Below are 26,660 nucleotides of genomic sequence, written 5' to 3'. Positions count from 1 at the left end.
GTCGTGGAATGGCACGACCCCGTGTTCCGGACGGCCGGCAGCACCCGGGGGAGGGTGCCGCCGGCCGTCCGGTCCCCGGCTACGACAGCTCGGCCAGTTTCTGCTTCACCTGAGCGAGAGACGGGTTGGTCATGGCCGTTTCGTCCGCGAAGACCACCGTGGGAACGGTCGCGTTCCCGCCGTTGACCTTCATCACGTACTCCGCGGCCCCCGGGTCCTGTTCGATGTCCACCTCGCGGCCCGTGATCCCCTCCCGGGACAGCTGGCTCTTGAGCCGCTTGCAGTATCCGCACCAGGGGGTGGTGTACATCGTGAACTGTCCGGTCTCCGTGTTCGTCATCTCGCTCACGTCTTTCCGTCTCGAGGTCGGGGATGTGAATCCGTCTCCCCGTCCCAACACCGGACGGGGGCGGCGGCTTCCCGCAGCCTCGCGACACCACGTGGGACGCATCACAAGCCGTTCTGGTTCGACCTGGGTGCAAATGCCCCCGTACGGATCTGCTCACCTGTTCCGTGCCGATCCGCTCACCGCCACCACCGATACTTGAGAGACTGTCTCCTCAGCACCCGCAGCCGTCCCCTGGAGAACGTGCTGCCGATGCCCGCAGCAGCCCCGACCACACGCAGGAGCACCATGGACCCCGACCGTGTCCTGGAGGGACTCGACCCGGAACAGACCCAGGTGGCGCGCGCTCTGCGCGGCCCCGTGTGTGTGCTCGCGGGTGCCGGGACCGGCAAGACCCGCGCCATCACACACCGCATCGCACACGCGGTCGCGAGCGGGGTCGTGGCCGAGCAGCAGGTCCTGGCGGTCACCTTCACGAACCGGGCGGCAGGGGAGATGCGTGGCCGATTGAGGTCGCTGGGTGCGCCCCGGGTCCAGGCACGTACCTTCCACGCCGCTGCACTGCGCCAGCTCTCCTACTTCTGGGGGGAGGCCGTCGGTGGTGAGAAACCCACCCTCATCGACAGCAAGATCAAGGCCGTCGCGCAGGCCGCACACATGGTGGGTCTCCAACCCGACCGCACCGGACTGCGTGACCTGGCCAGTGAGATCGAGTGGGCCAAGGTCACCCAGGTGCGCGCCACCGACTACGAGAAGGCCCTGGCCAAGGCCGGACGCCAGAGCCCGACCTCGTCGCCCCAGGAGGTCGCGCGGGTCTTCGAGGCCTACGAGGACCTGTGCCGGGAACGCAACCTCCTCGATTTCGAGTCCATGCTCGAACTGACCGCCGGGATGATCAACGCCGATCCCGGTATCGCCGAGAGGGTGCGCGGCCAGTACCGGTACTTCGTCGTCGACGAGTTCCAGGACGTCAACCCGTTGCAGAAACTCCTTCTCGACGCCTGGCTCGGCGATCGCGACGACCTGTGCGTGGTCGGCGACCCGAGCCAGACCATCTACTCCTTCGCAGGCGCCACCCCCGGCTACCTCACCGGCTTCGCCGCCGGACACCCGCACGCCACCGTCGTCGAACTGGTCCGCGACTACCGCTCGACCCCCCAAGTGGTGCGCGTGGCCAACCACGTCATCTCGCAGGCCCGCGGTTCAGCCGCGGGGAGCCACCTCACCCTGCGCGCCCAGCGTCCCGACGGGCCCGACCCCCTCTACCAGGAGTACGACGACGAACCCGCCGAGGCCACCGGTGTCGCCCGTAAGATCCGGGTGCTCATGGAGAGTGGGACCCCAGCGAGCGAGATCGCCGTGCTCGTACGCACCAACTCCCAGTCGGCCGCCTACGAACAGGCCCTCACCGACGAGGGTGTGCCCTTCACCGTCCGCGGTACCGCACGTTTCTTCGAACGCCCGGAGATCCGTGAGGCCGTGCATCTGCTGCGCGGGGCCCGCCACGGGGCTGCCGACGACACCGGCGAGGAGCTCGTCTCCGGCGTGCGCCACCTGCTCACCCAGCTCGGTCTGACCGAGACCGCCCCCGAGGGGCGCCAGGCCCGTGAACGCTGGGAGTCCTTGTCCGCGCTGGCCCAGCTCGCCGAGGACATGGTCGCCACCGCAGGCGGCGGGAACCGCGTCACCATGGCCCATTTCGTGGAGGAGCTCGAGGCCCGCATGGCCACCGAGCACGCGCCCGGGTTCGAGGGGGTGACCATCGCTTCCCTGCACTCGGCCAAGGGTCTGGAGTGGGACGCGGTCTTCCTGTGCGGCCTCCACGAGGGCATGATGCCGATCATCTACGCCGAGACCGACGAGCAGGTCGAGGAGGAACGCCGTCTCTTCTACGTGGGTGTGACCCGCGCCCGCGAGCACCTGTCCATGTCCTGGTCGCTCTCCCGTTCCCCGGGAGGGCGCCGCACCCGCAAGCCTTCCCGTTTCCTCGACGGTCTGCGCCCGGCATCGCCCTCCACCTCGCCGCGCCGCAAGGAGCACCGCAACAGGGTCGTGCGCTGCCGGGTGTGCGGGCTCGCCCTCACCGACGCGGCCGAACGCAAACTCGGACGCTGCGGCGACTGCCCCTCCACCTACGACGAGGCCCTGCTCGAACGCATGCGCCACTGGCGCCGTCTGGTCTCGAAGAGCCAGGCTGTGCCCGCCTACGTCGTCTTCACCGACGCGACCCTCCAGGCCATCGCCGAGCAGGAACCCGGTAGTTTGGAGCAGCTCTCCACCGTGTCCGGCGTGGGCGCCCGCAAGCGTGATCGTTACGGTGAAGCGGTGCTGGCCCTGGTCCGCGGGGCCGACCCCGAAGAGCTGGTCGAAACGCAGACTGCAGACATGGAGGACACATCAGATGACTGACCCCACCGGACGGACCGACTGGGGGCCGTCGCTGGACGAGTTGCTCGGTGTCCTCGACCTCGAGCAGATCGAGGTGAACATCTTCCGGGGCAACAGCCCTGCTGAAGGTCCCCAGCGCGTCTTCGGCGGGCTCGTGGCCGGCCAGGCGCTGCTGGCCGCCGGGCGCACGGTCCCCGAGGACCGCCACGTGCACTCCCTGCACGCCTACTTCATCCGCCCCGGGGACCCCGACGTTCCGATCGTCTACGACGTGGACCGGGTGCGGGACGGGCGCTCCTTCACCACTCGGAGGGTCTCGGCGATCCAGCACGGAAAGCCGATATTCACCCTCTCGGCCTCCTTCCACAAGGAGGAGCCCGGCCTGGACCACCAGCTCCCCATGCCGGACGTGCCCCAGCCCGAAGAGCTGCCCAGCACCCGTGACCGCCTGCGCGCCGAGTTCGGCAAGGTGCCCGGCTTCGTGCGCTGGCACCCCATCGAGATGCGTCCGGTCGGGCCGCTCTCCTACGAGGCCGAACGCGACCCGCAGCTGCGTACCGCCACCAACCCGGTCTGGCTCAAGGTCGACGGCAAGCTGCCCGACGACCGGCTCACGCAGGTCTGCATGATGACCTACGCCTCCGACCTGACCCTGCTCGACACCGTGCTGCTGCGGCACGGGCGTTCGTTCGAGGGAATCTCCATGGCCAGTCTCGACCACGCCATGTGGTTCCACCGGCCCTTCCGCGCCGACGAGTGGTTGCTCTACGCCCAGGAGACCCCGAGCGCCTCGGGCGCCAGGGGGCTGGCGCGGGGGCTCGTCTACACCCGGGACGGCGAGCTCGTGTGCTCCGTGGTGCAGGAAGGGCTCCTCCGGGTCGTCGACACCGATGACCAGGAAGAAACCCTGCAGTGACCGCAGCCGTGCCCCGGTGGACGGTGACCGATACCTGGAAACGCTCGTAAGTTTTGGCCGGATGCGGACGTTTTCCCAGGTCAAAAATGGGTTGCCGGGCTTATGGGGCCCCCGTAGTGTGTGAACCGTCGCCATGAACGCCATCCGGCGCAGGTGAAAGACCCCGACGCCCGACCGTGAAGGAGGTGCCCAGATCTGATGAACAGCACAACGATGAGCAACGACCTCGCTGTCGGTTTCGACCTGCCGTTCGTGCACACGTGTGACCTGGGTGCCACCTGGCGTGGCCTCGGCGGCGTGTCTGCCGGACACCGCGGTGGACCCTTCGCCGGGGTGCCGCAGTCGTTCCGCTCCACGAGCGCGCGCACCGGTCTCGTCCTCCAGGGACGAGCCCGTGTGAAGGGAAGCTCCGGACTGCCCATGGAGGCAGGCCAGGGCGCCCGTGTGCCCGAGTCCGGCGCAACCGCCCGAGAGCGTGGCGAGCGTTCCGTCGAACTCGCCGAAGCTACCCCGCGCTACGGCGCACCGGGGCAGTGTCCACGGAGGAATTCCGGCCTGACGTAGGAGGCCGAGAGTTTCGTCCTGTGGCCGCGGACCCCGAGAAGGGGCCGCGGCTTTCTTTGTGTCCCGTTCCATGATCCTCCCCCGGGGAGGGCTCGTGAGAACCGGCGGCCAACGCAAGTCGGGTCCCTGGACCGCCACCACCGGTGGCAAGCAACACCGACCGCGTTGAACGAAACGACACAGAGCTTGGAGGGCACCGATGCTTGCGTCGGTCCTGGAAACGCCCTGGTTGGGTGAGGTCTCCGTCCCCTGCCGTTACGAGCCCGATCTGTTCTTCGCCGAGGCCCCCACGGACGTCGAGGCCGCCAAGGCCGTGTGCGCCGAGTGCCCGGTCAAGGAACAGTGCCTGTCCGACGCGCTGGAACGCAGCGAGCCCTGGGGTGTCTGGGGAGGACAGCTGCTCGTGTCCGGCCAGGTCGTGGCACGGAAACGTCCCCGCGGCCGTCCGCGCAAGAACCCCGCGCCGGCCGCGGCCTGAACGTCCGATACCCGCTCCGCACGGATACGGAGGAACGAATGATGATGCTCGAACTCATGCGGCTCGTCCAGGAGAACGACGAAGAACGCCGACTGGAACTCCAGGCACAGAGGATGGGTGCCCGCCGGCTGCGTGCCCGTCGGCGCGAGCAGCGCCGGACGGAGGAAGCGCTCATGGAACTGGCGTGGTCACGCCTGTGTTGAACGGCTGAGAGCCGTGGGAGCGCACGCACCGTGCACCGCACGCGGCCGGGCCGGGGCCGGACGGAAGGCCCGGCCCGGCCGCGCAACGAACCGGCAAAACCGGAGATGGCACACCTGTTCGCGAGGGGGGTGCTCGACTACCGTGAGGGGCGTGTCCTCGAACCCCAAGATCGAGGTGCGACGCAGTTCCCGTCGTCGGCGTACCGTGTCCGCCTACAGGGACGGGGACACCACTGTCGTCCTCGTCCCCGCTTCGTTCTCCCACGCTGAGGAACAGCGGTGGGTGAGTCGGATGCTGCGGAAGCTGGAGGCCAAACAGGGGCGCCGCCACTCCGGGGACGGGCAACTCCGCGAACGCGCCGTCGAACTCGCCCGCCGCTATCTCGGCGGCACCGAGCTGCCCGAGACCGTGCGCTGGGTCGACAACCAGCACGCCCGCTGGGGCTCGTGCACCCCCGAGACCCGCACGATCCGTATCTCGCGCCGCCTGGTCGACATGCCCTCCTGGGTCGTGGACTACGTCCTCGTCCACGAGCTGGCCCACCTGCGCATCCCCACGCACGGGCGCGACTTCTGGGAACTCGTGTCCCGGTACCCCAAGGCCGAGCGCGCCCGCGGTTACTTGGAGGGCTTCAGCGCCGGCGCGCGTGTCGGGCCCGCAGAGGGCGGGGCCGTGGCCGACACGGCCGAGGAGGAACTGCCCGAGGGCACCGTCGAGGACTGAACGGACCGGTCGGCCGAGGAGCCCCGGGCATGCGTGTCCGGGAAGGGTTCAGGAACGCAGCCGGGCGGCGCGCTCGCGAGCGTCGGCCAACCGGGCCCCGACCTGGACCCGGCCCACGAGGACCACCAGGAACAGGGCACAGAAGAACAGCAGGTGGAACGGTGTCCATCCGCCCCAGTCACCGGAAGCGACCGCCTCCCACACCGTGGCCCCCAGGAGAGCGGCCATCACCGCGGCCGGCAACGGGCTGAACCGGCGGGCCCGTTCCAACAGTTCTTCCTCGGCCTGCGCGGCCTCGCGTTTGCTGAGGCGGCCGTCGAGCCCGTCCTCGACGATACGCCGGTCGGCGTTCTCCAGCCCGCGCGCCAGCATCACGGTGAGCACACCGGCGGCCACACCGGTCGCGGTGATGATCAGGGAGACGATGAGGGCCTCCGCGTGCCGGCGGCTTCGCCGGCCACCGCGTGCGCGGCCGCACGCACCAGCGCCCGCACGGACTCGTCACTGGACTCGGGCAGCTCACGGACCGGGAACCAAGCCAGGTCGGTGGACTCGGCCGGGTCGCGCACCAGGACCGCGTCCCGGGGAGCGACCGCCGCGAACTGCACGTCCAGGTGGTGGGTCCCGCCACCGCACGGAACCGCGTGCCGGTCCAGCCGTACGGGGGAGGGGAGCACACGCACACTGCGGATCCCCGACTCCTCGGTGGCCTCACGCTGGGCCGCGGCCACCAACGTGGTGTCCTCCGGCTCGCAGTGGCCGCCGGTCTGCAGCCACATCCGCAACGCCTTGTGCAGGGTCAGCACCACGTGCGTTCCGTCCGAGGAGATGATCGCGGCACTCGCGGTGAGGTGGCCGGGCAGGCACTCGCGACGCATGGCGTCCTCGTGCGCGTCCAGGTGGGCGAGGTAGGAACAGCGCAGTTCCTCCTGCCCCGCGTCGGGGGCGGCCCACCCGGACAGGACCGAACGGGCGTCGGAGTACAGGGACACGTGTCAGGAATCCTCTCCGCGCTTGCCGTCGGTCTCCTCGCCGTCCTCACCGGAGCCTTCGGCCCTCCCGGACGCGGTGGGACCCTCCCCGGTGATCTTGCTGATGTCGAAGTCGTCGAACTCGCCCCCGCTGACGAAGGAGTCGGGGTCGTCGAGGTCGTCGCTGGTGGGCATGAGGTCCGGGTGCTGCCAGACGGCGTCGCGGCCCTCGACCCCGCGGGCCTCCTCCAGCGCCGTCCACAGCGCAGAGGCCTCGCGTTGGCGGCGGGGGCGCAGCTCCAGCCCGACGAGGGCGGCGAAGGTGTGCTCGGCCGGGCCGCCTGTGGCGCGGCGGCGGCGGGTCGCCTCGGCCAGGGCGTCGGCCTGCGGCAGACGGCCGGCGACCGCCTTGGAGACCACGGTCGAGACCCACCCCTCGATGAGAGCCAGGGCCGTCTCCAGACGAGCCAGGGCCGCCTTCTGCTGCGGGGTGTCCTCGGGCTGGAGGAGGTTCTCCCCGCCCAGGCCCCCGGACAGCGCCTCCTGGAGGGCCTCGGGGTTGCTCATGTCGATCTCGCCGAGCTTGTCCTCCAGGCCGCTGACGTCGAAGGACATCCCGGCCGCGTACTCCTCGACCAGGCGGTACACGTGCTGGCGCAACCACGGTACGTGCGAGTACAGGCGCTGCACCGCGGCCTCGCGCGCGGCCAGGTACAGGCGGACCTCGTCCTCGGGGACACCGAGCCCCTCACCGAACTTGGCCACACCGCCCGGGAGCAGGGCCGCGTGTCCCTCACCGGCCATGGGCACACCGATGTCGGCGGTACCGATGACCTCGCGGGCCAGTTCACCGATGGCCTGGCCGGCCTGCTGGCCGACCATCATGCCGCCCATCTGCTGGACCATGCCCAGCAGTGGACCGGCCACCGACTGCATCTCCTCGGGCAGGTTCTGGCCCATGGCCTCCACGGACTTGGAGGTCAGCGGGTCGCACAGCTGTGCCCAGGACCCCATGGTCCGCTCGATCCACTCCGACCGGGTCCAGGCCTGGGCGGTCTGGATCCCGGAGGGCAGATCGGTGGCCTCGCCCAACCACAGGTCGGCCAGACGCAGGGCCTCCTCGATCTTGGCGTAGTCGGCCGGTGGCACACTGGGGTCGCCGTGCTCGGCGACGGCGTGCCGTGCGATGTTCTTGGCCATGTCCCAGTTGATCCCCGACTTCGAGGACTGCTCGCCGCCACCGGAACCGGGGGCGGGCTGGGACGACATCATGTCCGCGAACTGGCGGAGCATGTCGGCCATCTGTTGCGGGTCACCGAACGGGAAGCCGCCCGGAGTACCGGAGTCCCCCCCGCCCGGGCCGCCGCTGCCGGCACCCGAGCCGGAGCCGCCGGAACGGCGCCCGGACTCGTCATCGGGATCGTTCGGCATGCTGAAACCGAAAGGCAGGTCGCTCACAATCAGACCTCAGGCAGGATTAGGTTTGGTCTCCACTGTCACGTTAACTGGGAGTTGCCCGGAGTGAATACCGATAGCAGCCAGGTTCGCCCAGAGCACAGCTCACACGGCGGGGCGGCAACGGTGGCCGCAGTCACCGGCGCCGCTTCCGGCGTGGGCCGGCTCCTCGTGCAACGTCTGGCGGACGCCGAAGGTTCCTCCGCCGTGTCCGAGATCGTGGCCGTGGACAGTGAGTTCGCCGACCTGCGCGGGGTCACGTGGCGGATCGGCGACGTGTGCGACCCCGGCCTGGTCTCGCGCCTGGACGGTGTCGACGTGCTCGTGCACACCGCGGACGACCGCTCTCCGGAGAGTAAACCGGTCCGGCGCCGCCAGCACAACATCCGTGCGGCCCAGACCGTGCTCACCGCCGCCGCGGCCGCCGGCGTGCCCCGTGTGATCCTGCTCACCAGCACCATGGTCTACGGTGCCGACCCCGCCAACCCCGTGCCGCTGGCGGAGGACGCCCCGCGGGTCTCCGACAACAGCGAGGGCCTCATGGGTGACTTCGCGGAGGTAGAGGCCCTGGCCGAGCGTGCCCGCCGCGCCCACCCCAGCCTCTCCGTCACCGTGGTGCGGCCCGCGCCCCTGGTCGGCCCGGAACTCGACACGATCCTCAGCCGCCACTTCTCCGCGCCCCGCCTGCTCACCGTCAAGGGTGAGGAGCAGCACTGGCAGTTCTGCCACGTCGACGACCTGGTCAGCGCCCTGGCGTACTGCGTCACCGAGGACGTGCGCGGCCCCGGCGGCGTGGTCACCGTCGGCAGCGACGGGGCCCTGACCCAGGAGGAGGTCGAGCAGCTCGCCGGTATGAAACCCTTCGAGGTCGCCGGAAACCTCGCCTTCGGGGCCATCCGGCGCCTGCACCGTGCTCGGATCACCCCCGCCGCCGAGGTCGAGCTCAAGTTCCTCGTCCACCCCTGCGTCGTCGACTGCGCGGCTCTGCGCGAGGCCGGTTGGAAACCCGCCTACACCAACGAGGAGGCCCTGGCCGCGCTCCTGGAGGCCCGTGAGGGCAAGCACGCGATCGTGGGCCGCAGTGTGGGCCGCAAGGAGGTCACCATCACCGCTGCCGGGGCCGCCGGCGCTGCTGCCGCCGCCATCGGCACTGCCGCGGCCATCCGCCACCTGCGCCGGCGGAAGGGGAGCTGAGCAGGTGTTGCGCACCGAACGGGCGCCTGTGCGGAGAACGGGTTGATACGCTCGAGGGGTGGAAGAGATCACCCTCGCAGCCGTACGTGACACGCCCCTCTCGGTCGACGAGGTCCTCGACGCCGTCGCAGACCCGCGGGCCGGGGGCACCGCCGTCTTTCTGGGCACCGTCCGCGACCACGACCACGGACGTGGGGTCGCGGCGCTCGGTTACTCGGCGCATCCGACCGTCGAGGCCCAGTTGCGTTCGGTCATGGAGAAAATCCTGGGCGACACCTCGGGTGAAGGCCGCCCCGTGGTCAAGCTCGCGGCCGTGCATCGGGTCGGTGACCTGGAGATCGGGGACACCGCTGTCGTGGTCGCCGCCTCCGCCGGGCACCGCCAGGAGGCCTTCGAGGCGTGCCGCCGCCTCATCGACGACCTCAAGGCCCAGGTGCCCATCTGGAAACGCCAGTCCTTCGCCGACGGCGAGGACGAATGGGTCGGGGCTCCCTGAGGACCCCCCGGGAACCCGGGTGGTGCGCCCGTACCGCCCCGTGGCCGCAATAGTCTGTAGGGCATGCTTCGTCGCGTGATGACCCTTGCTGTCGCCCTCGTCCTGCTCATCGGACTGGGGGTCGGGAGCCTCTTCCTGCCCATGCCCTATCTGGTGGCCGCACCGGGCGCGATCGTCAACACCACCGGAGACCTGGAGGGCGAACCGGTCATCGAGGTCGCCGGGGCCGACAGCTACGAGCACGAGGAGGGCTCGCTGTCGATGGTGACGGTCCAGTACGCGGGCGGCCCCGAGCACCGCCTCAACTTCTTCACCGTCATCACCTCCTGGCTCTCCCCGCGCGACGCCGTCATGCCCGAGGAACTGCTCTTTCCCGCCGACCGCACCCCCGAGGAGGTCAGCGAGCGCCAGAGCGTCCAGATGAACGACTCCCAGACCGAGGCCACCGCCGCCGCCCTCAACCAGCTCGACAGGGACTTCGAGGCCGTGCCCGTGGTCGCCGAGGCCGTCGAGGGCATGCCGGCCGAGGGCCGGGTCGAACCCGAGGACACCGTTCTGGAGGTCGACGGAGAGGCCGTACCCGTCCAGTCCCAGCAGGGCGGGGACGCGGCCGTCGGCAGCAGCGCCGTGGTCGAGATGGTCGGCGACCGCGAACCCGGCGAGCCGGTCACGCTCCTGCTGGAACGCGACGGCGAGGAGGTCGAGGTCGAGATCGGGACCGAGGAGGGCGATGACGGCTCCGCCGCCGTCGGGGTCCTCATCGCCGACGACATGGACTTCCCCTTCGAGGTCGACATCACCGTCGGCCGGATCGGCGGCCCCAGCGCCGGCATGATGTTCGCCCTGGGGATCATGGACCGCCTCAGCGAGGACGGCATCACCGGCGGTGCCGAGATCGCCGGTTCCGGCACCATCACGGCCAAGGGCGAGGTCGGCGGTGTCAGCGGCATCCCCCAGAAAATGGTCAGTGCCGAGAACGCCGGCGCCGAGTACTTCTTCGTCGCCTCCGAAAGCTGCTCCCAGGTGGCCCGGTCCGCTGCTCAGGGCGAACTCGACGTGGTCGCCATCGACACCCTCGGCGATGCCGTGGGCGCACTGGAGACCATCCGCGAGGGCGGCGACGACCTGCCCCGCTGCGAGTAGACCGGGCCGAGGTACGCGGGCAGGCCGAGGAGCAGGAGCCACCGACGAAGGACGGCGCCGCACCCCGAACGGATCGGGGTGCGGCGCCGTCGTGTGCCCGAGGGCGGTTCAGCTCTCCGGGGTCTCCGGGGCGGTGGCCGGCAGCTCGATGTCCAGGGTCAGGGCCAGGGCCGAGGTGAGCGCGGGAACCAGGTCGTCCCCGTGCATCACGTCCTCGTCGGTGTCGTAGTTGCGCAGGCGCATCGCGCTGTAACGCGAACCGTCGCGCACGACACCGGCGACCATCCGGATCTCCTCGGTCTCCTTGCCGGAGGTACCGGGGTCCTCGTCCACGGCCAGGGTCTCGTCCGAGCCCTTCACCACCAGGCGTTCCATCACCAACGCACACCCGGCCACACCTTCGGGCCACATGATGCGTCCGAGAGCCTCCTCCAGGGGGACGTCGTCGGGCAGACGCTCCTGCTGTACCGGGGTCAGGTCGTCCGGGGACTCCGGTTCGGTGATCCCCAACATCTGCGCGGCGGCGGGCTCGGCCTCGAGCAGTTCGACCGTCGGCACGAGGGCATACAGCTCCAGCGGTTGGTCCCACCCCTGTTCTGCGACGTGGCGTTCCAGGTCCATCACGGCTTCACGAATGTTCGACACGTTTCCATGGTGGCCGATGTGGGGCCGTCGCCGTGCCCGGCACGTCCCAGTAGGGTCGGTCCCGGCCCCCGCCGGATGCAGTCCCGATGCCGCAATGATGCACGCTTGTCACTCGCGTGGCGGTGATTTCGGGAACCTGACGGCCACCGATTAAGTTTTCTGTAACAGGGCGCTACATGCGCACCGAAACGCACCTACCAAGTCAGAACGAGGGGGAGGCGTGAGCTTCCGATCGCCCGGCGCACCACCTGCGCGTATGCCTCGCCGATCAAGGTTGCTCGCGCCTGTCGCGGCGACCGTGGTCGTCATCATCGCGGCGCTGGTGTTCGCCGCGAATTTCTGGACCGACTTCCTGTGGTTCCGGTCCGTGGACTACAGCTCGGTCTTCCTGACCGAGCTGTGGACCCGTGTGCTGTTGTTCGCTGCGGCGGGTCTGGTGATGGCGGTCGTCGTCGGAGCCAGCATCTACTTCGCCTACCGTGCCCGGCCCGCCATGCGCCCGGCCAGCCTGGAGCAGCAGGGGTTGGACCGCTACCGGCAGTCCATCGACCCGCACCGCAAGCTCTTCTACTGGCTCACCGTCGCCGCCCTGGCCGTGCTGGCCGGCGCCGCCGCCAGCGGTGACTGGCAGTCCTTCCTGCAGTTCACGAACGCGACGGACTTCGGGGCGACCGACCCCGAGTTCAACATGGACATCGGCTTCTTCGCGTTCACACTGCCGTTCCTGGGGACCCTGCTCGGGTACGTGTACGCGGCCGTCATCCTGGCGTTCATCGCCGCGGTCGTCGTCCACTACCTGTACGGCGGTGTCCGCCTGCAGAACGACACCGGCCAGAGGGCCACTCCGTCCGCCCGTGTGCACCTGTCCGTGCTCCTGGGCATCTTCGTGCTGCTGCGCGCCGTCTCCTACTGGCTCGACCGTTACGGACTGCTCTTCTCCGAGCGCGGCTACACCTTCGGCGCGTCCTACACCGATGTGAACGCGGTCAAGACCGCACTGACGATCCTCACCGTCATCTCGGTGATCTGCGCGGTGCTGTTCTTCGCCAACATCTACTTCAAGAACACGATGGTCCCGATGGCCAGCCTCGGGCTCCTGCTGCTGTCGGCGGTGCTCGTGGGCGTGGCCTACCCCGAGATCGTCCAGCGCTTCCAGGTCGACCCGAACGAGCAGCGCCTGGAGAGCGAGTACATCCAGCGCAACATCAACAGCACCCGGGAGGCGTACGACATCGCCGACTCGGAGGTGCAGACCTACGACGCCACCACCGAACTCACCCCCCAGGAGCTGGCGGACGAGGCCGACACGATCCCGAGTGTGCGCCTGGCCGACCCGGCCGTGGTCTCGCAGACCTTCCAGCAGATGCAGCAGGTCCGCGGTTTCTACGAGTTCCCGGACGTGCTCGAGGTCGATCGCTACGAGGACTCGAACGGTGACCTCACCGACTCCATCGTCGCCGTCCGTGAGCTCGAGGGCCCGCCGGACGACCAGGACAACTGGCTGAACCGCCACCTGATCTACACCCACGGCTACGGCATGGTGGCCGCGGCGGGCAACGCCATCGACGAGGAGGGCCGCCCGGTCTTCACCGAGTACAACATCCCGCCCCGGGGTGAGCTCAGTGAGGTCACCGGCGAATACGAGCCGCGCATCTACTACGGCAACGAGGGCGCCGACTACGTCATCGTCGGCGCCGAGGAGGAGTACGACTACCCCCTCGACAACGAGGAGGAGGAGTCCGAGGACGTTCCCACGCCCGAGGACGCGGTCGTCGACGAGTCCCGCGCGCCCAACGAGTCCGACGCCGAAGGCGGCGGCGAAGGCAGCGGCGAGGGCGCCGACGAGGGTTCCGGCGCCGAGGAGCAGGGCGGCTCCCAGGCCTACACCTCCTACGACGGCCAGGGCGGTGTGCAGCTGGACAGCTTCTTCGACCGGATCCTGTACGCGATCAAGTACCAGGAGACGAGCGTCCTGCTCAACAGCGCGATCGACAGCAACTCGCGCATCCTCTACGAGAGGACCCCGGAGGAGCGTGTCCAGAAGGTCGCCCCGTTCCTGACCACCGACAGCCGTCCCTACCCGGCGGTCGTCGACGGCAGGGTCCAGTGGATCGTGGACGCCTACACCACGTCCAACAACTATCCGTACGCCAACCGGCTCGACTTCAACCAGGCGGTCACCGACACCTTCACCGACGGATCGGCGCAGCAGGTCGGCGCTCTGCCCGGCAACGAGGTCAACTACATCCGGAACTCGGTCAAGGCCACCGTCGACGCCTACGACGGCACGGTGAAGCTGTACCAGTGGGACGAGGAGGACCCGGTCCTCGAGACCTGGATGGGTGCGTTCCCGGAGGCCATCACACCGAGGGACGAGATGAGCGAGGAGCTCGTCAACCACCTCCGGTACCCGGACGACCTGTTCAAGGTCCAGCGCGAGATCATGCGTGAGTACCACGTGACCGAGCCGGACGCCTACTACGGCGGTCAGGACTTCTGGGAGGTCCCGGAGGACCCGACCAACGAGACCGACGAGGCCGAGCCGCCCTACCGGCAGACCATCAACTTCCCCGGTTCGGAGGAGGCCAGCTTCTCACTGACCTCCACGTTCGTTCCCAGGAACCGTGAGAACCTGTCGGCGTTCATGGCCGTGAACAGCGACCCGCGCTCGGACGACTACGGTCAGCTGCAGCTCCTGGAGCTGCCGCGGAGCACCGTGATCTTCGGTCCGGGACAGGTGCAGAACGCCTTCGACTCCGACGCCGACGTGCGTGAGGTCCTGCTCCCGTTGGAGCAGTCCAACGCCGAGGTGACGCGGGGCAACCTGCTCACCTTGCCGTTCGGCGGCGGCCTGCTCTACGTCGAGCCGCTCTACGTCCAGGCCGGCGGTGGCGGCGCGGCCTCCTTCCCGCTGTTGCAGCAGGTCATGGTCGGCTTCGGTGAGGAGGTCGCTATCGGCGGCACTCTCCAGGAGGCGTTGAACAACCTGTTCGAGGGCGGCGAGGGCCCGCTGCCCGAGCCCGACACCCCGGGTGAGGACACCCAGGAGGAGGCCCCCGAGGAGGCGGGCAACGAGGACCAGGGCGGTGACACCGACGGCAGCACCGACCAGGAGCTCGTCGACTCCCTGAACGAGGCCGTGGAGGCCTGGGAGGAGTCCCAGGAGGCCAACGACGAGGCCAACGAGCGCCTGCGTGAGGCCCTGGAGGACATCGAGGAGCAGATGGGCGAGTAGGAAGGCCCGCGTTCCGAGAACGTTCCGTGAGGCGTGTGGGGCGGTACCCGAAGGGGTGCCGCCCCACCGTCGTGTCGGGGGCCGGCGCGGTCAGCGGGCGGCTGCGGACGTGGGGCCCGGGGAGCGGCCGACACGCGGCCCCGGAGGGTGTGGCCGGGCGCACGGGTGCGGCCCGGTCCACCGATTTGGGGTCTGTTCCGATCCGCGCTACCGTGGAGACACACCGACGCGGGGTGGAGCAGTTCGGTAGCTCGTTGGGCTCATAACCCAAAGGTCGCAGGTTCAAATCCTGTCCCCGCTACCAGGTTCCCGGTTCCGAGTTCTTCTCGGGCCCGGGGGTTTCATCGGGTGGACCTCGCTCGGAGTTCCTTCGGGAAGGCCGATTTGCCACCCGGGTCGAGAGGCCCTAAAGTAGAGGTCAGCGCCGCGGGGTGGAGCAGTTCGGTAGCTCGTTGGGCTCATAACCCAAAGGTCGCAGGTTCAAATCCTGTCCCCGCTACCAGGTTCCCGGTTCCGAGTTCTTCTCGGGCCCGAGGGTTTCATCGGGTGGACCTCGCCCGGAGTTCCTTCGGGAAGGCCGATTTGCCACCCGGGCCGAGAGGCCCTAAAGTAGAGGTCAGCGCCGCGGGGTGGAGCAGTTCGGTAGCTCGTTGGGCTCATAACCCAAAGGTCGCAGGTTCAAATCCTGTCCCCGCTACCAAGGAAACACCGAGTGGAGAATCTCCACTCGGTGTTTTTCATGTTCGGGGCTTTTCCCGTACGGGACCGGTTCTGCGGTGCTGCCCCGGATACCCCCGTGGTTCCCGGACATACGGGTCCCGGAGCTTCCGGAGGGGTTCGCTCCCGTGGACAGGGGCGGGCAGGAACGGCGGACAGAGGCCCCTCGGGCCCGCTGCCGGCCGCCTGTGGCGGACGGCAGCGGGCCCCCTCGTCCCGGAATCTGCCCGATCGGGCGCTCACGCCCCTCCGGCGGACGCGGAGGGGACTCAGCCGACCTCGAAGCCGTCACACGCCAGCGGGGAGCCGCTCTCCTCGTCGGTCCACAGCACCGTGTAGACCCCGGAGGCGAGCTCGGCGCCCTCGAAGTCACCGGGGAACTCCACCGTGGCCCACTCGTCCCCCTCGACCGGGACCGTCGCTGTGAGGGGTTCGTCGTCCGGGCCCACGACAGTGAGCTCGGCACCGGTGACGTCGGTCTCTTCCGAGGCCATGGCCCCCAGCTCGACCGGTTCTTCCGCCACGGCGTTGCGCGGTGTCTCGGTGCGCCAGCCGCCGGGGGCGTCCACCGCCGGTTCGCACATGAGGGACTCGGGATCGAACCGGGACTCGGGCGTCCCGTCGCCCTCCGTCTCGTTCGCCTCGCGCGCTTCTTCGGCGATCATGGCGTCGAGCTGCTCAGGAGAACGGCCGTGGCTTTCGGAGCAGCCGGCGGCCAGTAGGAACAGGGGCAGGGCGGCGCATGCTGTCAGGCGCCGCACAGGGTTGTTCGTCAGCACGCGAGCACGGTACTACAAGCAACCGACCGGACCGGACCGGATGCTTGCGGTGGTTCAGGTGGGGCGCAGCGGGGTGGGACCGCCGTTGAGCCAGGTCAGGGTCCGGTCGTGCAAGGCGCCGTTGGTGCACACCAGCGGACCGCCGTCCTCGAAATCCCCGCCGCGCAGGTTGGTGGCGCGACCGCCCGCCTCCTCCAGGAGGATCGGCAACGGGGCGGCGTCCCACACCGACAACTCCGGCTCCGCTGCGATGTCGACCGTGCCCTCGGCGACCATCACGTGCGACCAGAAGTCCCCGTAGGCGCGTGTGCGCCACACCGAGCGGGTGAGTCCGAGGAAGGACTCCAGGCGGCCCTGTTCCTCCCAGCCGGTCAGCGACGAGAAACTCAACGAGGCGTCGGAGAGCTCGGTGACCTGTGAGACCTGGCAACGGGAGGCCTTGGACAGGCTCCGTCCCGTCCACGTCCCGCTGCCCTGGGAGGCCCACCAGCGCCGGTGCAGCGCCGGGGCCGAGACCACACCCACGACGGGGCGGTCGCCCTCGAGCAGGGCGATGAGCGTCGCCCACACCGGGACGCCGCGCACGTAGTTCTTGGTGCCGTCGATGGGATCGATGACCCACACCCGGTTGCTGTTGCCGCTCTGCCCGTACTCCTCGCCGATCACCGCGTCGCGCGGTCGGGCCCGGTCGAGGACACTGCGCAGGGTCTCCTCGACCCGGCGGTCGGCCTCGGTGACCGGGGTGAGGTCGGGTTTGGTGTCCACCACCAGGTCGAGTGCTCGGAAACGCTTGAGCGCGATGTCGTCGGCAGCGTCGGCGAGCACGTGGGCCAAACGCAGATCATCGTCGAAGGACGCCATGGGCGACAACGCTACCCGGCCCGGTACCGGCATGGCCAAAGGCGCCCTCGTGCGTGACCCAAGTGTGATCCAGGCCGGGAGCTGCTCACGCAGCCGTGGAGGCCGCCCGGCGGCGGATGAGATCATGGTGGGCATGGAACCGGTGAAAGAAAGGCGTACCGAACGGATGCCGGTACGCGAGCGGCTCGTGGACGCCGCGTACGCCGAGGTCGTTGCGGGCCGTTGGCCCCAGCAGCGCATGGCCGACATCGCCGCGGCCGCAGAGGTCTCCCGGCAGACGCTCTACAACGTCTTCGGCAGCAAGGAGAACCTCCTGCAGGCGGTCGTGGTGCGCGAGGCCGACAGCCTCCTCGACACGGTCGTCGCGCTGCTGGAGGAGAACAGCGCCGACCCCGTGCACAGCGTCAGTTGCGCAACCGGTTTCGTGCTGCGTTCGCTGCAGAACGACCCGCTGCTGCGCGCCCTCGTCACCGGCGACCGCGAACTGTTGCCCGTGGTCACCACCCGTTCCGCGCCCCTGCTGGACGTGCTCGGCGAACGGGTGGCCGCGATGCTGGCCGAGAGCTGCCCCGAGTTGGAGCGTTCGGTGACCGAGGCCGTGGCCGACGTCAACCTGCGCCTGACGGTCTCCTACGCCCTGCAACCCATCGACCCGGACGAGGCGGCGCGCCGCGTGGAGACCGTCGTCCACGGCATGTTGTGTACCGGCCTGCCGGAAGCCGGGTGCGTCCGCAGATGAGCGCGGCTCAATAGGGGGTGCGTCCCGTACTGGCCGGGTTCTACACCGAACAGCACCCTCGGGAGGTGCTGCGCTCCTGCACATCAGGCGGGCGGATCACCGCCATGCCGGTGCGGCGCCCCGACCGCCTGGTCCTCCTCGACCATGTGGCACGCGCTCTGGAACCGGGTGTGCGCTACCCGAGTCGGAGCTGACCGCGGTCCTGCTGGAGTTCGGCTCCGACCTGGCCGCGCTCCGCGGCGGCCTTCTCGACGAGGGTTTCCTCGAGTGCGACCGCCGCACCTACTGGCACTGCGGCGTCACCGTCGAGCTGCAGCCCGCTGACGGGGGACGAGCACCGCCCCAGGACAGCGGTGGGCCCGGCCCCGGTCCGTCGTTGGTTCAGTGCTCCGTGGCCTCTTCCTCGCCCTCACGGCTGTTGAGGAGGCGCACCAGGGAAGCGACGCGGTCGGCGTCCAGGGTCCCTGCGGCCGAAGCCGCCTGCACGGCGCAACCGGGGGAGTCGGGGCGGTGCCTGCACTCCTCGGGACAGTCGAGGGCGGCCTCCGCGATCTCCGGGAACCCTTCGACGATCTCCTCGGGGGCGATGTGGGCAAGCCCGAAGCTGCGCACACCCGGGGTGTCGATGAGCCAACCGTCCCCGAACTGCAGGGCGACCGCGGAGGTCGAGGTGTGCCGCCCGCGGCCGGTGACGGTGTTGACACCGCCCACGGCCCGTTCGGTGCCGGGGAGCAAGCGGTTGACCAGGGTCGATTTCCCGACGCCGGAGGAACCCACGAACACCGTCGTGTGCCCGGTCAGGTGCCCGGTCAGCTCGTTCAGCCCGCTCTCGGGGCCCAACACCACGTAGGGAAGGCCGAGCGGCTCGTACAGGCGCACCATCCCGTCGGGGGTGCCGAGGTCGGCCTTGGTCAGGCACAGCAACGGCTCCAGGCCCGCGTCGTAGGCGGCGACCAGGCAGCGGTCCACGAACCGGGGCTGCGGCTCGGGGTCGGCCAGGGCGCACACGATCGCGAGCTGGTCGGCGTTGGCGACGATGATGCGTTCGACGGGGTCGGTGTCGTCGGCGGTACGGCGCAGCACCGAACGGCGTTCCTTGACCCGTACGATCCGGGCGAGGGTGTCGGGTCGGCCGGACAGGTCGCCGACCGCGTCCACCCGGTCGCCCACCACGATGGAGCCGCGGCCCAACTCGCGGGCCTTCATCGCCACCACCGGCACACCGTCGATCAGGCACCGGTACCGGCCGCGGTCCACGGCGGTGACCAGTCCTTCGACGGCGTCGGCGTGTACGGGGCGCTTGCTGGTGCGTGGCTTGGAGCCGCCACGGGCGCGCACGCGGACGTCGCGCTCGTCCATGTGGCGGCCACCGCCCCGTGTACGGCTCATGACAGGACCTCCGACCACAGGCCCGGGAAGTCGGGCAGGGTCTTCCGGGTCGTGGCGATGTCCTCCACCTCGATCCCGGGGACCGCCAGTCCGAGTACGGCGCCGGAAGTGGCCATCCGGTGGTCGTCGTAGGAACGGAAGACGCCCCCGTGCAGTCGTCGCGGCTCGATCACCAGGCCGTCCTCGAGCTCCTCCACGTGCCCGCCGAGCCCGTTGATCTCCGCGGCCAGTGCCGCGATCCGGTCGGTCTCGTGGCGCCGCAGGTGGGCGATGCCGGTCAGGCGCGAAGGGGTGTCGGCCAGCGCGGCGAGCGCGGCGATGGTGGGGGTGAGCTCACCGACGTCGTGCAGGTCGGCCTCCAGCCCGCGGATCTTCCCGGTTCCGTAGACGGTCAGGTCGGTGCCTTCCCGGCCGACCTCGCCACCCATGCGTGCCAGCAGTGAACGCAGGGCGTCGCCGGCCTGCGTGGTGTGCTCGGGCCAGTCGGCGACGGTGACCGCCCCACCGGTGACCAGCGCCGCGGCCAGGAACGGGGCCGCGTTGGACAGGTCCGGTTCCACGGGGATCTCCGTGGCCCTGATCGGCCCCGGTCCGACCCGCCACTCGTCCTCGCCGGTCTCCACGTCCACGCCCGCGGCACGCAGCATCTCCACGGTCATGTCCACGTGCGGCCGGGAAGGCACCGGCGGGCCGTCGTGGCGCAGACGCAACCCGTTCTCGAAGCGGGCCGCGCTCAGCAACAACGCCGAGACGAACTGCGAGGAACCGGAGGCGTCCAGGATGACCCCGCCGCCCGGCAACGATCCCGTGCCGTGGACGGTCATGGGCAGCGCGCCCCGGCCACCGTCGTCGATGTCGGCGCCCAGGGCACGCAGAGCTCCCAGGAGTGCACCGACGGGACGCTCGTGCGAACGGGGGTCGCCGTCGAACCGCACGTCCCCGGCGGTCAGCGCCGCCATCGGAGGCACGAACCGCATCACCGTTCCGGCGTTGCCCACGTCCACCGTCGCCGGTCCGCGAAGGTCCGCCGGGGTGACGGCCAGGTCCTCGCCGTCCCGCTCCACACGTGCGCCCAGGGCACGCAGCGCCCCCACCATGAGGTCGCTGTCGCGGCTGGCGAGCGGACGGCGCACCATGCACGGGGTCTCCGACAAGGTGGCCAGCACCAGGGCGCGGTTGGTCACGGACTTGGACCCGGGAAGGGACAGGCGGGCACGTACCGGACGGTCGGCGCTGGGGGCGGGCCAGTTGGCGGTGGCAGGAGGCTGCGGGGACGCGGTATCAGGCATGGCCCCAGGTTATGGGAAACGGTACCGACGCGGTTCCGAGCGGCCCGCCGGTCCGACGTATCCTTGGTGTTGCCATGGTGTATCTGGATCACGCTGCCACGACCGGGGTACGTCCCGAGGTCATCGCCGATGTCACGGCCGAGCTCGGTTCTCTCGGCAACCCTTCCTCCCTGCACGAACACGGCCGTTCGGCGCGCCGCACCGTCGAGGAGTCACGCGAACGCATCGCGGCCGCCCTGGGGTGCACCCCGCACGAGGTGGTGTTCACCGGCGGCGGGACCGAGGCCGACAACCTCGCGATCAAGGGCCTGTACTGGGCCCGCCACGCTCAGGACCCGGCCCGGCGCCGGATCCTGCTCAGCGCGGTCGAACACCACGCCGCACTGGACCCCGCCCAGTGGACCGCCGACCACCAGGGCGCGGCCGTCGAGTACCTGCCCGTGGACCACCTCGGCCGCGTGAGTCCGCAGGCCCTGCGCGAGGCCGTGGAGGACGATCCCGGTTCGGTGGCGCTCGTCTCCGTGATGTGGGCCAACAACGAGGTCGGTACCGTCCAGCCGGTCCGGGAACTCGCGGAGGTCGCCGCCGAGTACGGCATCCCCATGCACACCGACGCGGTCCAAGCCGTGGGTGCCGAGGAGGTCGACTTCGACGGGAGCGGGGTCGGGGCGCTCAGCCTCAGCGGCCACAAGCTCGGCGGCCCCGTGGGCGCCGGCGCCCTGGTGCTCGCGCGCGGCCTGACACCGGTACCCGTCCTGCACGGGGGAGGACAGGAACGCGAGGTCCGTTCGGGGACCGTGCCCACCGCGCTCGTCCGGGGCCTGGCCACCGCCGTCGGCCTGGCCGTCGACGAACGCGAAGGCCACGCCGAACACCTGAGATCGCTGCGGGACTGGCTCGAGGAGCGGGTGCGGGAGGTAGTTCCGGACGTGGTCGTCAACGGCGACCCGAAGTGGCGTCTGCCGGGTATCGCGCACCTGTCCTTCCCCGACTGCGAGGGCGACACGCTGCTCATGCTCCTGGACGCCCAGGGCATCTCCTGCTCGACCGGGTCGGCCTGCTCGGCAGGGGTGGCCCAGCCCAGCCACGTGATGTCGGCCATGGGGGCCGACCCCGACACCGCGCTCAGCAGCCTGCGCCTGTCCTTGGGCCGCACATCCACGCCCGAGGACGTGGATGCGCTGGTCGGCGCCATCGGCCCTGCGGTGGAGCGTTCGCGCGCCGCGCGAGCCAAGCGCCGCCGCTGACGCTCCGGGGCGCGAACGGACCCCGGCTGCACCGGGGCGGGGCCCGCGAACACTGCCGGCCGGCTAGCCGACGCGTTCGACCTCGACCGACTCCAGGGCCACGTCGTCGACCGGACGGTCCTGCCCGTCGGTCTCCACTGTGGCGATGTCGTCCAGCACTGCCTGGGAGTCGTCGTCGGCGACCTGCCCGAAGATCGTGTGCTGCCCGTCCAGGTGGGCGGTCTCGGCGACCGTCAGGAAGAACTGTGAGCCGTTGGTGTCCGGGCCGGAGTTGGCCATGGCGAGCACTCCGGGCCGGTCGAAGCTGTGGTCGGACCCGAGCTCGTCCTCGAAGGTGTAACCGGGGCCTCCGCGTCCGGTGCCCTCGGGGTCACCGCCCTGGACCATGAAGTCCTCGATGACGCGGTGGAAGATCAGACCGTCGTAGAAACCGTCCTCGGCCAGCCCCACGAAGTTGGAGACGGTGACCGGGGCGTCCTCGGGGTACAGGTCCAGTTCGATCTCGCCCTCGCTGGTGTGCAGCACGGCGCCCTCGACGTCGGAGACGTCCACCTCCGGAGGGCCGCCGGCCTCCCCGGACTGCTGCTCCTGGCTCTGTTCCCCCCGGGGTTGTTCCTCGGGCTCCGAGGAGGAGGTCTGGCCGCACGCTGCGGTCAGGAGCAGGGCCGATGAGGCCAGGAGGGCCGGGGCGGACTGGATCAAGCGGTTCATCGGGATTCACTTCCGGGGCAGGTTCAGCGGCTGGGTGGTCCACAGGGTACTGCGGGGGAGGAACCTCCCTGTGATGGGACCTGCGGCCCTCAGTCAGCGCCGAGCTCGTCACCGTCCTGGTCCCGGGCCTGCCGGCCGCGGCGTTCCTGCTCCTGCCGTTCCTGCATCTCGCGGGCGCGGCGGCGCTGGGCCTCGGCGCGCTCACGGCACCGGCGGAGGAACTCCTCGTCCTCCTCCGGGGTGGAGGCACGGGCCCGGTTCGGATGCTCGTATTCGGGGAAAGGCGAGATTGGAGGTGCGGCGCCGAACGTGGTGAGGGCCTTTCCGGGAGGACGCCCCAAGGTGAACCACAGCAGCCCGCCGAACTTCGGCAGGAACAACACGATCACGGTCCACACGGGTTTGGGCAGGATCCGCGTCGTCCCGGCGTCGGCACGGATCACGTCGAACAGCGCGTACACCCAGACGGCCAGGGACATCACGGCGAGGAAGAGCGCGAGGTGGACCACGGGAACTTTCCAATCGGGGGATCAGGAGATCGGGACCGCGGCAGCGGTTCCTGTCATGACTTATCACGCCGGGGGCCGCACCAGTCGGACACCGGAACACCCGGAACGGTGAGAGCGGGAGGCGACGAGATGGACCAGTTGCAACCGGGAGGAACCTGCCCGGACCGGGCCGACCGGCCGACCATGGACTCGGGGGGGCGGGTGAACGCCGCGCTGCCTTCCGCGATGTGGTTGCCGTTCGCGGCACGGGTCCTGCGTGCACGCTCCGACCGAGGTCTGAGCCGGGCCGAGCTGGCCCGGTCGGTAGGGGTCAGCGACGACGAGCTCCGCGAGGTCGAACGTGCGCACCGCCGGCCGGCGCGTTCACTCGTGGCGCGTGTGGAGACCGCCCTGGGCAGTGAGCACCAGCTCATGGAGGCATGGGCGATCACGCTCCAGGCGGAGGCCTTCCCGAACGATTTCGCCGACCTGTGCGAGCTCGGGGTGCACGCCGCCCACCTGTGGGAACACCAGCCCGTGGCGATCCCGACGTTCTTGCGGGTGCCCGAGTACTCACGTGCGGTGATCAAACCGCGGTTGGGCCACCTCGGTGACGAGGAGGTCGAGCTGATGGTCGAGGACGAGATGGAACACCGGGCGGCGATGATCGCCCCGGGCGGGCCGACGCTGCGTGTGGTGCTCAACGAGTCGGTGCTGCGCCGTCCCCAGGGCGGGGTGGGTGTCCTCAACGCCCAGCGGTCCTTCCTCGCCGACCTCGTCGACGCCGAAATCGTCACGATCGCGATGATCCCGGAGGCCACCCCGGACCACCCGGGTCTGGGGGAGGCGTTCCGGCTCATGGAGTTCGCCGACCGGCCCAGCATGGTCTACGCGTTCGGTGCCCGTGGCGGCGAACTCACCTCCGAGCCCGAGCAGGTCGCGGGTTGCACGATGGTGCGCGACGCCATCGAGGAGGTCGGTGTGGAACTGACCTCCGACTCCGAACTGCTCACAGCGCGCAACTCGGACCGGTGACCGTGTTCCCCGGAGCCGTGCTCGGGGAGGGCTTTGGTGGGCCGGTCCGTGTGAGCTAGGTTTCGCGCCATGGATATTGCGATCACATCCGGATACGTAGTGCCCGTCGACGGCGACCCCATCGACGGCGGTACGGTCCTCATCTCCGACGGCAGGATCACTGCCGTCGGCCCGGACGCCGACGTCGCCGTGCCCGCGGGCGCCGAGGTCGTCGACGCCGCCGGAACGTGGGTCCTGCCCGGGTTCGTGGAGGCCCACGGTCACATCGGTGTGCACGAGGAGAGCGTCGGCTGGGCCGGCGACGACACCAACGAGATGACCGACCCCAACGGCGCACGCATGCGTGCTCTGGACGCGGTCAACCCTGCCGACCAGGGGTTCACCGACGCCCTCGCCGGTGGCGTGACCAGCTCGGTCATCAAGCCCGGCTCCGGAAACCCCATCGGCGGGCAGACGGTGGCCGTCAAGTGCTGGGGCCGCAGCATGGAGGACCGCCTCCTCAAGGAACCGGCCAGCGTCAAGAGCGCGCTGGGGGAGAACCCCAAGCGGGTCTACGGCAACAAGGACCGTCTCCCGTCCACACGCCAGGGTGTGGCCGCCGTCATCCGCGACGCCCTCACCAAGGCCCAGGACTACAAGGCCAAACGCGACCACGCCGAGTCCGAGGGCACACCCTTCGACCGGGACAACACCATGGAGATCCTGGCGAGGGTGCTCGACGGCGAGGTGCCCTGGTGCCAGCACACCCACCGGGCCGACGACATCCAGACGGCGATCCGGCTCGCCGACGAGTTCGGGTACCGCCTGGTCATCAACCACACCACCGAGGGCCACCTGATGGCCGACGAGATCGCCGAACGCGGGATCCCCGTCATCAGCGGGCCCCTCATGACGAGCCGTTCCAAGCTGGAGGTCTCCAACCGGACCCTGGCCGGCCCCGGGATCCTCGACCGGGCCGGGGTGAAGCTCGCGCTGACCACCGACCACCCGGTCATCCCGATCGACTTCCTCATCTACCAGGCGATCCTGTGCGTGAAGGAGGGCCTGGACCGCGACAGTGCGATCCGTGCCATCACCCTCAACCCCGCCGAGATGATGGGCCTGGACGACCGGGTCGGGGCCCTGCGCCCCGGAGCGGACGGCGACGTGGTCCTGTGGTCCGGCGACCCGCTGGACGTGATGAGCCGTGCCCTGCGGGTGTTCGTGGAAGGCCGCGAGGTCTACACCTGGGACGAACAGAAGCGCATCGGGACGGCCCGCGACCCCTACTACAGGGAGGCCTGAGGCCTTCCGCTCCGCACCGGGGGCTCTGAGGCCCCTCAGGACGGCCGTGTGCATGGTCTGAGGCACGGCCGCCCCGCCGATGTACGCCGTCCTTCCGATGGTGGGACCCGGTGCCTCAGCCGGAGTCTGGGAACAGGCCGGAACGCACCCGGCCGGGAACCGACCCAGCGGAGGAGCCCCCATGCATCCCGATCTCGCGGCCCGGGCCGCCGACCTCTACCGTGCCGAACGGGAGCGTGAGGCCCGGGAGGCCAGGACGGCCCGGGAGGCCCGCGCCGAGCACGGCCGGGACGGTGTCCCGGAACGCCGGGAACCCCGCCGGGGCAGCGCGCGGAAGCGACGCCGTACCCGTGCGGACGGGCCCGCCGAGCAGGATGTGCACACGGGAAAGAGGGCCCGCATCCGCTTCCGCGGCGCCTGAGGAGCCGCATGCGGATCCTCGTGGCGGAGCACGGCCGGACCCGGTGGGGAAACGGCCGCTCTCAGCTGCGGAACGGTCTCAGCTCAGCGTCCGCACGTGCTCGGGGACCTCGGCGCCCTCGGCCGCCACGGCCGCGGTCACCTGTTCCGTCGAGAGCCGGTGCGCCAACCCCTCGGTGCCGGTCGGGGTCAGCACCAACGGGGTGCCCGCGTGCACGGCGGCCCACAGCACCGACAGGTCCGTGCCGAGCACCGACAGCGGGGCGTGCCCGTCGGCGAGCACGGCGACACGGTCCTTCTCACCCAGCTCCCACGCCTCGGCACGCGCGCGACCCGCCTCCACCAGCTCGGCACCGGTGTACTCGCGGTCGGTACGCGCGGCGACCGCGTCGGCGTCCACGGGATAGGGGGCGAAGTGGTCACCGTGGCCCCGCACCTCCACGGTGTAGTCGGTCACCATCGCCGGGGTCTCGCTCAGCGGCAGGCCCAGGGGGTGCAGGGACGTGCCCACGACCTCCTCCGCGCCGCTGTCGAGGGCCGTCTCCAACCGGTCGGAGTCGGCGATCGCGAACTGGGCACCGGAGGGCACACGACCCGGCCCGGCCGGTTCGGCGACCGTGCCCACGGACCAGGCGGCCAGCAGCCACACCAGGGACTGCCAGTGCAGCGGCAGGGCGACCGCGAGCCGGTCGTCGGGCTGGGCACCCAACCCGTCCACCAGCATGTTCGAGGTCTTGGAGACCCAGTTGTCGACGGTGGCGCGGGAGAGTTCGACCCGGCCGCCGGAGGCGTCGTAGGCGGTCACGAAGGGCCGGGCGGGGTCGGCGGCCACGAGGGCGCGCCAGACGGGGCCCGGTGCGGCAGATGTGTCGGACATGCCCACAGCCTAGATGAGTAATTCCAAGGGGTCAGTGGTCATAGGCCGTCAGGGAGCGTAGGACGG

General features: G+C 70.2%; 28 protein-coding genes and 3 tRNA genes. 19 read left to right on the top strand and 12 right to left on the bottom strand.

The window, feature by feature from the left end; translation table 11 throughout:
• Nucleotides 1–79: 79 nt before the first annotated feature.
• Nucleotides 80–340 (bottom strand): mycoredoxin, encoded by a 261-nt coding sequence (locus D456_RS0100155; RefSeq protein ID WP_026115429.1) that lies wholly within the window; start codon nt 338–340, stop codon nt 80–82.
• Nucleotides 341–634: 294 nt separating this feature from the next.
• Here D456_RS0100155 and D456_RS0100150 point away from each other — a divergent pair, with 294 nt between their 5' ends.
• From D456_RS0100150 to D456_RS0100125, 6 genes are all read left to right on the top strand, one after another.
• Complete coding sequence (locus D456_RS0100150; RefSeq protein WP_017574119.1) at nt 635–2,755, top strand: ATP-dependent DNA helicase UvrD2; 2,121 nt, start codon at nt 635–637, stop codon at nt 2,753–2,755.
• The gene (gene tesB, locus D456_RS0100145) at nt 2,748–3,650 is read left to right on the top strand and encodes an acyl-CoA thioesterase II (protein ID WP_017574118.1); all 903 of its coding nucleotides are present in this window, start codon (nt 2,748–2,750) and stop codon (nt 3,648–3,650) included. Before D456_RS0100150 ends, tesB begins: the two co-directional genes overlap by 8 nt.
• Nucleotides 3,651–3,848: 198 nt before the next feature.
• The gene (locus D456_RS0100140) at nt 3,849–4,214 is read left to right on the top strand and encodes a hypothetical protein (protein WP_026115428.1); all 366 of its coding nucleotides are present in this window, start codon (nt 3,849–3,851) and stop codon (nt 4,212–4,214) included.
• 199 nt (nt 4,215–4,413) lie between these two features.
• A complete protein-coding gene (locus D456_RS0100135) occupies nt 4,414–4,692 on the top strand; it encodes a WhiB family transcriptional regulator (RefSeq protein ID WP_017574116.1) in 279 nt (92 codons plus the stop codon).
• 38 nt (nt 4,693–4,730) lie between these two features.
• A complete protein-coding gene (locus D456_RS26765; RefSeq protein ID WP_017574115.1) occupies nt 4,731–4,895 on the top strand; it encodes a hypothetical protein in 165 nt (54 codons plus the stop codon).
• Nucleotides 4,896–5,046: 151 nt separating this feature from the next.
• Nucleotides 5,047–5,619: a M48 metallopeptidase family protein gene (locus D456_RS0100125; protein WP_017574114.1), complete on the top strand. Its 573-nt coding sequence runs from the start codon at nt 5,047–5,049 to the stop codon at nt 5,617–5,619.
• A 48-nt stretch (nt 5,620–5,667) separates the two neighbouring features.
• Here D456_RS0100125 and D456_RS0100120 read toward each other — a convergent pair whose 3' ends face one another.
• Genes D456_RS0100120 through D456_RS0100110 form a run of 3 tightly spaced genes read right to left on the bottom strand, consistent with a single transcriptional unit; the run spans nt 5,668 to nt 8,048 of the window.
• Complete coding sequence (locus D456_RS0100120) at nt 5,668–6,015, bottom strand: hypothetical protein (RefSeq protein ID WP_017574113.1); 348 nt, start codon at nt 6,013–6,015, stop codon at nt 5,668–5,670.
• A 17-nt stretch (nt 6,016–6,032) separates the two neighbouring features.
• Nucleotides 6,033–6,611: an NUDIX hydrolase gene (locus D456_RS0100115; protein ID WP_017574112.1), complete on the bottom strand. Its 579-nt coding sequence runs from the start codon at nt 6,609–6,611 to the stop codon at nt 6,033–6,035.
• A gap of 3 nt (nt 6,612–6,614) precedes the next feature.
• Nucleotides 6,615–8,048, bottom strand: a complete 1,434-nt coding sequence (locus tag D456_RS0100110; RefSeq protein ID WP_017574111.1) for a zinc-dependent metalloprotease — start codon at nt 8,046–8,048, stop codon at nt 6,615–6,617.
• 123 nt (nt 8,049–8,171) lie between these two features.
• Between D456_RS0100110 and D456_RS0100105 the strand changes: the two genes are divergently transcribed.
• The 3 genes from D456_RS0100105 to D456_RS0100095 all read left to right on the top strand — a co-directional run bounded on the left by D456_RS0100105 (nt 8,172) and on the right by D456_RS0100095 (nt 10,878).
• A complete protein-coding gene (locus D456_RS0100105) occupies nt 8,172–9,239 on the top strand; it encodes an NAD-dependent epimerase/dehydratase family protein (RefSeq protein ID WP_017574110.1) in 1,068 nt (355 codons plus the stop codon).
• Nucleotides 9,240–9,297: 58 nt separating this feature from the next.
• Nucleotides 9,298–9,735 carry a molybdenum cofactor biosynthesis protein MoaE gene (locus D456_RS0100100; protein WP_017574109.1) on the top strand — a complete coding sequence of 146 codons (438 nt, stop codon included), beginning with the start codon at nt 9,298–9,300 and terminating at the stop codon, nt 9,733–9,735.
• Between the two features lie 78 nt (nt 9,736–9,813).
• Nucleotides 9,814–10,878: a YlbL family protein gene (locus D456_RS0100095; RefSeq protein ID WP_017574108.1), complete on the top strand. Its 1,065-nt coding sequence runs from the start codon at nt 9,814–9,816 to the stop codon at nt 10,876–10,878.
• A 108-nt stretch (nt 10,879–10,986) separates the two neighbouring features.
• Here D456_RS0100095 and D456_RS23395 read toward each other — a convergent pair whose 3' ends face one another.
• A complete protein-coding gene (locus D456_RS23395) occupies nt 10,987–11,523 on the bottom strand; it encodes a PPA1309 family protein (RefSeq protein ID WP_237683305.1) in 537 nt (178 codons plus the stop codon).
• A gap of 298 nt (nt 11,524–11,821) precedes the next feature.
• Between D456_RS23395 and D456_RS0100085 the strand changes: the two genes are divergently transcribed.
• The 4 genes from D456_RS0100085 to D456_RS0100070 all read left to right on the top strand — a co-directional run bounded on the left by D456_RS0100085 (nt 11,822) and on the right by D456_RS0100070 (nt 15,458).
• Nucleotides 11,822–14,758: a UPF0182 family membrane protein gene (locus tag D456_RS0100085; RefSeq protein WP_026115427.1), complete on the top strand. Its 2,937-nt coding sequence runs from the start codon at nt 11,822–11,824 to the stop codon at nt 14,756–14,758.
• 227 nt (nt 14,759–14,985) lie between these two features.
• Nucleotides 14,986–15,062 (top strand) — tRNA-Met (locus D456_RS0100080).
• 121 nt (nt 15,063–15,183) lie between these two features.
• A tRNA-Met gene (locus tag D456_RS0100075) sits at nt 15,184–15,260 on the top strand.
• Between the two features lie 121 nt (nt 15,261–15,381).
• A tRNA-Met gene (locus D456_RS0100070) sits at nt 15,382–15,458 on the top strand.
• Between the two features lie 286 nt (nt 15,459–15,744).
• On the opposite strand, the gene D456_RS0100065 is transcribed toward D456_RS0100070, so the two are convergent.
• Both D456_RS0100065 and hisN read right to left on the bottom strand, forming a co-directional pair.
• On the bottom strand, nt 15,745–16,254 hold the full coding sequence (locus D456_RS0100065) for a hypothetical protein (protein WP_040698395.1): 510 nt from the start codon (nt 16,252–16,254) through the stop codon (nt 15,745–15,747).
• A gap of 54 nt (nt 16,255–16,308) precedes the next feature.
• Nucleotides 16,309–17,115: a histidinol-phosphatase gene (hisN, locus tag D456_RS0100060; protein WP_017574104.1), complete on the bottom strand. Its 807-nt coding sequence runs from the start codon at nt 17,113–17,115 to the stop codon at nt 16,309–16,311.
• Nucleotides 17,116–17,248: 133 nt separating this feature from the next.
• Here hisN and D456_RS0100055 point away from each other — a divergent pair, with 133 nt between their 5' ends.
• Complete coding sequence (locus tag D456_RS0100055) at nt 17,249–17,854, top strand: TetR family transcriptional regulator (protein ID WP_040698439.1); 606 nt, start codon at nt 17,249–17,251, stop codon at nt 17,852–17,854.
• Between the two features lie 17 nt (nt 17,855–17,871).
• The gene (locus tag D456_RS27860; RefSeq protein ID WP_017574102.1) at nt 17,872–18,048 is read left to right on the top strand and encodes a hypothetical protein; all 177 of its coding nucleotides are present in this window, start codon (nt 17,872–17,874) and stop codon (nt 18,046–18,048) included.
• A gap of 187 nt (nt 18,049–18,235) precedes the next feature.
• Here the strand turns inward: D456_RS27860 and rsgA are convergent, their stop codons facing one another.
• Together rsgA and aroA are read right to left on the bottom strand one after the other, a co-directional pair.
• Complete coding sequence (gene rsgA / locus D456_RS0100045; protein ID WP_026115425.1) at nt 18,236–19,243, bottom strand: ribosome small subunit-dependent GTPase A; 1,008 nt, start codon at nt 19,241–19,243, stop codon at nt 18,236–18,238.
• Nucleotides 19,240–20,532 (bottom strand): 3-phosphoshikimate 1-carboxyvinyltransferase, encoded by a 1,293-nt coding sequence (gene aroA, locus D456_RS0100040; protein WP_017574100.1) that lies wholly within the window; start codon nt 20,530–20,532, stop codon nt 19,240–19,242. Before aroA ends, rsgA begins: the two co-directional genes overlap by 4 nt.
• Before the next feature lie 74 nt (nt 20,533–20,606).
• Here aroA and D456_RS0100035 point away from each other — a divergent pair, with 74 nt between their 5' ends.
• Complete coding sequence (locus tag D456_RS0100035; protein WP_017574099.1) at nt 20,607–21,779, top strand: cysteine desulfurase family protein; 1,173 nt, start codon at nt 20,607–20,609, stop codon at nt 21,777–21,779.
• 63 nt (nt 21,780–21,842) lie between these two features.
• Here the strand turns inward: D456_RS0100035 and D456_RS0100030 are convergent, their stop codons facing one another.
• Entirely contained in the window at nt 21,843–22,490 is a 648-nt protein-coding gene (locus D456_RS0100030) for a peptidylprolyl isomerase (RefSeq protein ID WP_017574098.1), read from the bottom strand.
• An 89-nt stretch (nt 22,491–22,579) separates the two neighbouring features.
• A complete protein-coding gene (locus D456_RS0100025; protein ID WP_017574097.1) occupies nt 22,580–22,999 on the bottom strand; it encodes a PLD nuclease N-terminal domain-containing protein in 420 nt (139 codons plus the stop codon).
• Nucleotides 23,000–23,200: 201 nt separating this feature from the next.
• Here D456_RS0100025 and D456_RS0100020 point away from each other — a divergent pair, with 201 nt between their 5' ends.
• From D456_RS0100020 to D456_RS23385, 3 genes are all read left to right on the top strand, one after another.
• A complete protein-coding gene (locus tag D456_RS0100020) occupies nt 23,201–24,013 on the top strand; it encodes a helix-turn-helix domain-containing protein (protein WP_026115424.1) in 813 nt (270 codons plus the stop codon).
• 69 nt (nt 24,014–24,082) lie between these two features.
• The gene (locus D456_RS0100015; protein ID WP_026115423.1) at nt 24,083–25,297 is read left to right on the top strand and encodes an amidohydrolase; all 1,215 of its coding nucleotides are present in this window, start codon (nt 24,083–24,085) and stop codon (nt 25,295–25,297) included.
• 181 nt (nt 25,298–25,478) lie between these two features.
• A complete protein-coding gene (locus D456_RS23385) occupies nt 25,479–25,718 on the top strand; it encodes a hypothetical protein (protein ID WP_017574094.1) in 240 nt (79 codons plus the stop codon).
• A gap of 78 nt (nt 25,719–25,796) precedes the next feature.
• On the opposite strand, the gene D456_RS0100005 is transcribed toward D456_RS23385, so the two are convergent.
• Entirely contained in the window at nt 25,797–26,594 is a 798-nt protein-coding gene (locus tag D456_RS0100005; protein ID WP_017574093.1) for a TIGR03089 family protein, read from the bottom strand.
• Between the last annotated feature and the right edge of the window lie 66 nt (nt 26,595–26,660).

Origin of the sequence: Nocardiopsis kunsanensis DSM 44524 (assembly GCF_000340965.1) — a bacterium.
GTDB classification, from domain to species: Bacteria; Actinomycetota; Actinomycetes; order Streptosporangiales; family Streptosporangiaceae; genus Nocardiopsis; species Nocardiopsis kunsanensis.
The sequence above is the reverse complement of the archived record's forward strand: the minus strand, read 5'-3'. Positions and strand labels throughout refer to the sequence as shown.